This is a genomic window from Phocaeicola sp. RTP21198st1_B8_RTP21198_201120 (assembly GCF_040929485.1).
In the GTDB taxonomy this organism is placed as follows: Bacteria; Bacteroidota; Bacteroidia; order Bacteroidales; family Bacteroidaceae; genus Phocaeicola; species Phocaeicola dorei.
On record NZ_JBCOCI010000020.1, the window covers coordinates 54,215 to 63,144 of the forward strand.

General features: G+C 44.5%; 9 protein-coding genes. 2 read left to right on the plus strand and 7 right to left on the minus strand.

The window, feature by feature from the left end; translation table 11 throughout:
• Positions 1–75 precede the first annotated feature (75 nt).
• From AB5935_RS10150 to AB5935_RS10165, 4 genes are all read right to left on the minus strand, one after another.
• A complete protein-coding gene (locus AB5935_RS10150) occupies positions 76–762 on the minus strand; it encodes a queuosine precursor transporter (protein WP_007837016.1) in 687 nt (228 codons plus the stop codon).
• 298 nt (positions 763–1,060) lie between these two features.
• Positions 1,061–2,296 (minus strand): ornithine--oxo-acid transaminase, encoded by a 1,236-nt coding sequence (gene rocD / locus AB5935_RS10155; RefSeq protein ID WP_005848693.1) that lies wholly within the window; start codon positions 2,294–2,296, stop codon positions 1,061–1,063.
• Between the two features lie 14 nt (positions 2,297–2,310).
• Positions 2,311–3,252, minus strand: coding sequence for a citrulline utilization hydrolase CtlX (ctlX, locus tag AB5935_RS10160; RefSeq protein WP_229057199.1), 942 nt, complete (start codon positions 3,250–3,252; stop codon positions 2,311–2,313).
• A complete protein-coding gene (locus AB5935_RS10165) occupies positions 3,245–4,165 on the minus strand; it encodes a dimethylarginine dimethylaminohydrolase family protein (protein WP_005846048.1) in 921 nt (306 codons plus the stop codon). Before AB5935_RS10165 ends, ctlX begins: the two co-directional genes overlap by 8 nt.
• A 117-nt stretch (positions 4,166–4,282) precedes the next feature.
• On the opposite strand from AB5935_RS10165, the gene nth reads away from it, so the two are divergent.
• The gene (gene nth / locus AB5935_RS10170; protein ID WP_032936629.1) at positions 4,283–4,927 is read left to right on the plus strand and encodes an endonuclease III; all 645 of its coding nucleotides are present in this window, start codon (positions 4,283–4,285) and stop codon (positions 4,925–4,927) included.
• Here the strand turns inward: nth and AB5935_RS10175 are convergent.
• Genes AB5935_RS10175 through AB5935_RS10185 form a run of 3 tightly spaced genes read right to left on the minus strand, consistent with a single transcriptional unit; the run spans position 4,922 to position 7,592 of the window.
• Complete coding sequence (locus tag AB5935_RS10175; protein ID WP_038608884.1) at positions 4,922–5,698, minus strand: MBL fold metallo-hydrolase; 777 nt, start codon at positions 5,696–5,698, stop codon at positions 4,922–4,924. The two genes, nth and AB5935_RS10175, sit on opposite strands and share 6 nt — an antisense overlap.
• An 8-nt stretch (positions 5,699–5,706) precedes the next feature.
• Entirely contained in the window at positions 5,707–6,720 is a 1,014-nt protein-coding gene (gene murB / locus AB5935_RS10180; protein ID WP_007845527.1) for a UDP-N-acetylmuramate dehydrogenase, read from the minus strand.
• An 11-nt stretch (positions 6,721–6,731) separates the two neighbouring features.
• Positions 6,732–7,592, minus strand: coding sequence for a DUF4348 domain-containing protein (locus AB5935_RS10185; protein ID WP_007836994.1), 861 nt, complete (start codon positions 7,590–7,592; stop codon positions 6,732–6,734).
• A 111-nt stretch (positions 7,593–7,703) separates the two neighbouring features.
• Between AB5935_RS10185 and pheS the strand changes: the two genes are divergently transcribed.
• The gene (gene pheS / locus AB5935_RS10190) at positions 7,704–8,738 is read left to right on the plus strand and encodes a phenylalanine--tRNA ligase subunit alpha (RefSeq protein ID WP_007836992.1); all 1,035 of its coding nucleotides are present in this window, start codon (positions 7,704–7,706) and stop codon (positions 8,736–8,738) included.
• Positions 8,739–8,930 lie beyond the last annotated feature (192 nt).

Below are 8,930 nucleotides of genomic sequence, written 5' to 3' on the forward strand. Positions count from 1 at the left end.
TGCGCTATGTGGATATGCTGCGCCATATACCGCATGGTAATTGGCTAACCGGCACACTGACACATCAGCAACTTATTAAAGTTCTTTGATTTTTAATACATTGTATGAGATATGCTCATCAAAGACATCACTGCCATCCACCTTCTTGATGTAATTTACCACACGGATGGTAACAGGCAGGATAATAATTTCATAGAGTGTCTTGAGCACCGCCTGAATAACCATCATCTTTATCAGTTCACCGGCAGGCATCAAACCTCCGAAGGCAACAGGAAAGAAAATCATGGAATCGGCACTCTCACCCACCAAGGTAGAAGTGATAGCACGAAGTGAAAAGTTCTTTCCCCCCGAGGCCAGCTTCATTTTACTCATGACATAGGCATTCAGAAAAGAGCCGACCAAGAAAGCGGTCAGACTGGCTACAGCGATGCGGGGCGCCATGCCGAAAACGAAGTTGAAGCCCTCCTCTCCTTCCCAAAACGGAGCTGCGGGCATCAGAATGGCAAGCTGCCCCAAAGCTACCACCATGAAATTCATGGCAAAGCCCATCCAGATGATAAGACGTGCCTTGCGGAAGCCCCATACTTCGGCTATACAATCATTGATAATGTAAGAGATAGGAAATACAACCAATCCGGCAGTTGCCGTAATTTTCCAGATCTGGACTACTTTGGTCTCCAATAAATTTGCTGCGACAAGACATACACAAAACAGTATGCCAAGCAACATGAACGATACAGATACAGTGTTATTATTCTTCATTTCTCCTGTTTTTTACGTGGTGTTCTAGAATACACGACCGCTATTCACGGCATCATACGTCTATTTTTTAATTCGGGGTGCAAAGATAGAAATTATTTCCGAGTTAACCGGATATAACTGCATTAAATATTCTTATCAAGAAGAACAGCCTCATCAAATAATTACTTTTTCTATACTTCCTTGATTGCCAAACAGTATGGAACAGTGAAAGATGAAGCGTCATAAACAGGTGGGTATCAGTGAAAACGATTAGAGGGGCAGATTGAATCCACCCCTAAAAGACAGGATAAAAAATCCTTTATTCAAACAAAGCAATCGTCTTCTTTATAATTTCGATACACTCCTTTAATTGTTCTTCTGTAATCACCAATGGCGGAGCAAAACGAATAATATTCGTATGTGTCGGTTTGGCCAGCAAGCCGTTTTCGGCCAATTTCAAGCAAATTTCCCACGCCAAATCCTTCGTTTCATCATTATTGATTATCAACGCATTCAACAATCCCTTGCCCCGGACAAAAGAAGCCACACGAGATGTTTCACACAGTTTTCTCATCTCTTCCCGGAATATCAATCCCAGTCTGTATGCCCTGTCCGCCAACTGTTCGTCCCGTACCACCTCCAGTGCCGTAACAGCCACTGCCGCAGCAATAGGATTTCCGCCAAAAGTGGAACCATGTTGTCCCGGACGGATAACATCCATCACTTCATTGCATGATAATACTGCAGAAACAGGACAGGCCCCACCCGATAAAGCCTTTCCCAAAATCAGGATATCCGGATGAACATTCTCATAGTCACAAGCCAGCAATTTGCCTGTACGGGCAATGCCGGTCTGCACTTCATCGGCTATAAAAAGTACATTGTGGGCACGACACAAGTCGTAACATTTTTTCAAATATCCCTCATCGGGTACATAAGCACCTGCTTCTCCCTGAATGGGCTCAACCAGGAATCCGGCCACATGGGGATGTTCGTCCAGCACTTTCGCCAGCGCTTCGGCATCATTGTAAGGAATCACAACAAAGCCGGGAGTAAAAGGTCCGTAGTTATTGTAAGCGTCCGGATCAATGGAGAAAGAAACGATAGTGGTAGTACGCCCATGAAAATTATTCCGGCATACAACGATTTCCGCCGTATCCTTGGGAAGCTTTTTTACTTCATACGCCCATTTGCGGCAAAGCTTCAATGCGGTTTCTACCGCCTCGGCTCCCGTATTCATCGGTAAAACCTTGTCATATCCGAAATAACGGGTGACAAATTCTTCATACCGTCCCAACTGGCTGTTATAAAAAGCGCGTGAAGTCAAAGTCAGCTTTCGCGCCTGTTTTACCAACGTATCAATAATACGCGGATGACAATGTCCTTGGTTCACCGCCGAATAAGCGGAAAGGAAATCATAATATTTCTTTCCTTCCACATCCCATACAAACACACCTTCTCCTTTATCCAATACCACAGGAACAGGATGATAATTGTGTGCTCCATGTTTGTTCTCAAGCTCCATTAATTGAGCTGCCGATAATTTTGCATCCATAAGCTTTTTATTATTTAATGTTTTTCTTTCTTCAAGAATATTTCCGCCATCATACAACGGGCACTTCCTCCTCCCAAAGTTTCAATGGTAGGGATGGGCATGGGAAGCAACGCGTTATACTTAGACAGCCGTTGTAACTGGCCTTCATCCAACGAATCGTAAGCACTTTGAGACATCACTAGAAACAATGCACCTTTCCCGTTCTCCACCTGAAGCATATTTCCGGCAAAGTGATGCATCTGTTCCTCGGAGATGGCGATGATTTCTTTCCCTGTCTGCCGCAAGATGTGGCAAACCTGCTCACGCTCTTCCACGTCATCAATGCTGTCCAGACAAACGACCGCATAATCTGTTGCCACACACATCATGACGTTGGTATGATAAATGGGCAGACGTTGTCCGTTTACAGTCTGATAGGCGCGAAAGGGCACTGGAATAAAGTTCTGTTCCTTGCAGAACCGACCCAATAATGCTTCGTCCACCCGTTGCGACAAAGCCGCGTATGCATAACGGTTCACTCGGTCCAGAATGATTCCCCCGGTCCCCTCCAGAAAGCGGTTTTCTTCCTCAAAACCTGTATAATCTACCTTCCGACGGATGCTGAACCCCTCCGACTCTATCCGCTGCAAAATATCCGCCCGTCTTTCCGCCCTGCGGTTTTCCGCAAACATAGGATACAGCACCACCGTTCCGTCGTCGTGAAAGGACACCCAGTTGTTCGGAAATATGGAATCCGGAGTATGAGGTATCGGGGTATCCTGCACCGCTATTACCTCTATGCCGTTTGCACGCAACTTATCCACCATGCCCCGAAATTCCTTCAAGGCACAAGCTTGTACTGTCTCACCTGCCGCAACTGTCCGCTGCTGGAAATAATTGTTAGCCGCTGTTTCTTCATTGAACCCGAAGGCTACGGGTTCCACCATCAAAATGTGGTTTGTTGTTTGTTTAGTCATTTTCTCGGATTAATGGTAAGGTGGAGCAGCGCAACAGTCCGCCCATCTTAGATATTTCATAATAAGGTACACGCTCTACCGTCATTCCCCATACCTCTTCCATAAAGGTATTCAGGCGGATAAAGTTCTTTTCAGAAACCACCACCTCAGGAGAGATGGAAAAGACATTCGTATTCATATAGTACATCTCTTCCCGCGTTATTTCAAATACATTCTCCCTGCCGAACAAATCGAGCAGAGTATGATAATCCTGAGGATACATAAATCCGTCCTTATAAATAATCGCATGCCCTTTCCCTACCGGCATAAAGGTACAATCCAGATGCAGAATCCCCGCACGTGGATCTGTATTATGTTTTTTCAGCTCCAAGGGGATGAATATCTTCCCCGGACAGATTTCTTTCAGAAAGGAAAAAGCATATCGGTTGGTACGTGCCGTCTTCATCTGCGGATAATCGGGCTGGGTATAAAGGCCTACAAACACAATATTATTGTAAAGCACCACATCACCTCCCTCTACGTGCGCCTTTTCGGGAAGGTTGAAAATCTTGTTATAAGCTATCTGATTATAGACCACTTCGTAAGCTTCCTTCTCATCTTCCCTGTTGGGGATGATGTTGGAAACAATAATCTTGTCGTCAATCACAAACCCCACATCACGGGCAAACACCTGATTACAATTCTCCAGTGTCCACGGGCGATAGACCTGTACCCCATATTTCAACAATACGCTTTCAAAGCATCTCATCTCTTTGAAAATATCTTCTTCATGGGGATATATGTTATGCAATACGGACTCGTATGACTTGGCGTCATAAGTTTCTTCCAGCGTGGGGACCTTCCCTATGGAACCGGGTTGTCCAAGCACCACAGCTTTCAATGTAGAAGTTTCATTCTTTACGTTAAGCTGCATAAATCTAATATATTTATGCAAATATAAGAAGTTTACTCAACTAAACAAATGAATTGCCCGAATAATTCTACCTTATTGATTTATCAATTATATTTGCAACCGAAAAAAGAAGGTAATATGAAAAAACAAGAACTTTATAACAAGGTGATCGCTTATTTTCAAGAAACGATACCTGTTGCCGAAACTGAACTTCATTACAATAACCCATTCGAGTTGTTGATAGCCGTTATCCTGAGTGCACAATGCACGGACAAACGGGTAAATATGATCACCCCTCCTCTTTACCGGGATTTCCCGACTCCTGAGGCACTGGCTGCTTCGACGCCGGAAGTGATTTATGAATACATACGGAGTGTAAGTTATCCCAACAACAAGGCAAAACATCTAGTAGGCATGGCGCAAATGCTGGTGAAGGATTTTCATAGCGAAGTACCGGGAACATTGGAAGAACTGATTAAACTGCCGGGAGTGGGACGCAAGACGGCTAATGTCATTCAAAGTGTAGTATTCAACAAAGCGGCCATGGCAGTAGATACACATGTGTTCCGCGTGAGCCACCGCATCGGACTGGTTCCTCAAACCTGCACCACACCGCTGGCTACCGAGAAATATCTGATGAAGTATATTCCGAAGGAGATTGTGCCCACCGCACATCATTGGCTTATTTTACACGGAAGATATGTTTGTATGGCACGGACACCGAAATGTTCGGAATGCGGATTGAACGGATTGTGCCGGTATTCGTTGAAGCCGGCTTTATAAACTAATTCTCATTCCATCGTATGCAAAATGCACATGCGGCGGCAATAACCGTTCAGCATCAGCATGTAATCCCATATGATGACTCATGTGAATAAAATAAGTTTCCCCGGCTCCTATTCTTTGTGCATTGTCCAAAGCCTCCTTCAAATTCTGGTGGGTATTATGAGTCTGGGGACGCAATGCATTCATTACCAACACATCCAGTCCTTGCAACAAATCATATTCAGCCCCGGGCATCGTCAGCATATCGGTAATCCATGCCATCTTGCCGATACGGTATCCCAAAATGGGCAATTTGCCGTGCATTACCCGAAGAGGTGTCACTTCTACTTTGTTTCCTTCGGGATTGCCGATAATAAAAGGAGAACCGGGAACAATTTCCTCTAATGTAATACGGGGAACTCCCGGATAAAGATGTTCGGCAAAACAATAAGGAATACGCTGGCGTAAACGCTCTGCTGTATATTGTTCGGCATAAACCGGCACATCACGAAAACGACAGAAAGGACGCAAATCATCCAAGCCTCCTACATGGTCATAGTGTTCGTGAGTAATCAAAACACCGTCCAACGGTTTGAAATCGTTCAACCGTATCATCTGTTCACGGAAATCGGGACCACAATCTATCAGAATCCGGAGCCCTTCCGTTTCTATCAGTCCCGAACAACGCAAACGGTTGTCCCGGGGATCGCTGCTGGTACATACCGGACATTTGCACCCTATTTCGGGTACTCCCGTAGACGTTCCGCTGCCTAGTATTGTAATCTTCATATTATACTTTATATAAAATTCACTTCGGGAGAGATAGCTACCCCGAACTTTTGAAGCACAGACTCCTGTATCCGTCTGGCAAGAGCAATCACTTCATCTCCCGTAGCGCCTCCACAGTTCACCAAGACCAACGCCTGTTTAGAATGAACACCCGCGCGCCCTATTTGTTTGCCTTTCCAGCCGCAACGGTCTATCATCCATGCAGCAGGAATCTTCACCCGATTGCCATCCACTTCATAATGTGGCATATCAGGATACTGTTGCTGTACTATTTCAAACTGCCTGCGTGGAACAATCGGATTCATAAAGAAACTTCCGGCATTTCCCTGCACCCGGGGATCGGGCAACTTGGCTTCACGCACGGCAATAATCACCTTCCTTACATTCTCCAATGCCACCTCACCTCCTCGCTTTTCCAATTCGCCACGCACATTTCCATACTCCAGATTAAAAACCGGCTGCTTACTTAAACGATAAGTGACGTAAGTCACTATATATTTACCTTTCAAATCTTTCTTGAAAATGCTTTCACGATAAGCATAACGGCATTCCTCTTTGGTAAAAATCCGTTTCCTGCCGGTTTCCACCTCGACGGTTTCCACACTTACAATCAAATCTTTTGCCTCAACACCATACGCACCGATATTCTGAACGGCAGAAGCACCCACTTCACCGGGAATCAATGACAGATTTTCAGCACCATACCAACTGTTCTTCACGGTATATGCCACAAAATCATCCCACACCTCACCGGCTCCTGCCCTTACCTCTATTTCCTGTTCGTTTTCAGCAACCACCTCATACCCCCGGATAGCCGAATGCAGGACAGTCCCTGCATAATCACCTTTAAAAAGCAAATTGCTTCCTCCGCCGATATGCAACCAGTTACCGGCCATCAGGTTTTTATCCGACAAGATGGATTGCAGCTCTGTCACCGATTCATATTCCACAAACAAAGATGCCTTCACATCCATACCAAATGTATTATGAGGCAACAGAGAATAGTCTTTTATTTCCTTCATTTACAATCAAATCAATCGCTCAGATCCTCAAACTGCATCAGTTTCCATAGACCGTGCCGCCGTTCAAAATAGAGCGTATTATTAAATCCATTGCCAAAACCTTTCATTTCAATCACTTTCGTATTGGAATGCACATTCTCGTTCTGGCCATAGTTCACATTTGTCAAATTCTCACGAGGCAACACAGGCTGGAATGCGAACCATTGTCCGGCCTCCAAAGTCGTTTCCAGTATCTGAAACTCGTCTTCGGGATCAGCAGTCACAAACTTCAACGGTTCGTGCAAACGTGACAACTGGAAAACCGAATCATTGGCAAAACGTTCATAAAACTCAAAGAAGTCCTCCTTACCGGTATCCTCTCTCGGCATATCCGCGAAATCTATGGCTTCCAGTTTCCACAGCCCCTTCAGACGCTCAAAATAGTACCGCTTGATTTTTCCCTTCTTCAAGTAAATCCATTCTATCTTGACACTGGTAAGCCCCGTATCTTTCTCCATTTCCATATCTTCCGCCTTATCGAACAGAACTGTATAGGCATCTTGCCGGCTGAATAAAGGATCGTGTTTCCATTGGTCCTTTTCAATGTGCTCTTTCTTTTCCATTGTATAATACGGCAAAGGGAACACGATGCGTGACAATTGTAACTTTTCATCACTGGCAAAATTGTAGAAAAAGTCGGCAAAACTTTCGTCGGCCGTAGCGGGAACCATTGGTTCTTCCTCTACCGCAGCCATCGCTTCTGTTGTGTCCGGGGGTGCAGTCAGCGAATCAATCTCCTCAGTAAGCGTCTCGAAGGGGTCCATTTTCTTTTTTCCACCTCCACAGGAGCTTATCAGCATAAGCAGACAAACTCCGATTATTAGTTTTCTCATTTTCTATATTTAGAAAAAATCGATGCAAAAATATCGTTTTTTTTAGTTTTCAGCAAAATATATGGGTTTAATTCGCTAACTTTGCGGTCATTAAAAAATAAAGAAGAAACTATGTTAGCTAAAATAGAACAATTACTTCAGGAAATTGAAGGCTTGCAAGCAGCCAATGCGGAAGAATTGGAAGCCTTGCGCATTAAATATCTTAGCAAAAAAGGAGCGATTAATGAGTTGATGGCAGACTTCCGCAACGTACCTGCCGAGCAGAAAAAAGAGGTGGGCATGAAACTGAACGAGCTGAAAAACAAGGCTCAGGAACGTATCGCTACATTGAAAGAAGTTTTTGAAACCCAAGATAACGGTGCCGCCGAAATGGATCTTACGCGTACGGCTTATCCCATCGAACTGGGAACACGCCACCCGCTGAGCATTGTAAAAAATGAAATTATTGATATATTCCATCGACTGGGCTTCAGCATTGCCGACGGTCCCGAAATAGAAGACGACTTGCACGTATTCACTGCCATGAATTTTGCCGAAGACCATCCTGCACGTGATATGCAAGATACTTTCTTCATCGAAGCCAGTCAGGAAGATGTGAAAAAGAACATCGTGCTTCGCACTCACACTTCTTCCGTACAGGCAAGAGCTATGGAACATTCGCAACCTCCTATCCGCATCATCTGTCCGGGACGTGTATACCGCAATGAAGCGATCAGTTATCGTGCCCATGCATTCTTCCATCAAGTGGAAGCACTCTACATTGACAAGAATGTATCATTCACTGATTTAAAGCAGGTATTGCTATTGTTTGCCAAAGAAATGTTCGGCGAAGATACTCAAATCCGTTTGCGTCCGTCCTATTTCCCGTTCACCGAACCAAGTGCCGAAATGGATATCAGTTGCAATATTTGCGGCGGAAAAGGTTGTCCGTTCTGTAAAGGCACAGGCTGGGTGGAAATTCTGGGATGTGGTATGGTGGATCCGAATGTATTGGAAGCCAACGGCATTGACAGCAAAGTTTACTCAGGCTATGCGCTAGGTATGGGTATTGAACGCATCACCAACTTGAAATATCGTGTAAACGATTTACGATTATTCTCTGAAAACGATACTCGCTTCTTGAAAGAATTCGAAGCAGCCAATTAATAATGTGTCAATGTGACCATGTGCTGATATGCCAATTGCCATGCGGAATAGAACGCGGTCAATTGGCATATTAACATATTGCCACATTAGCATATTGATACATTGACATATTAGCACATTATCCTCAAATCCGCAACTAAGCCCTTGAACGTCCTTATTGCGTTTACACGTCCTCTCATTACTGAATTTGCA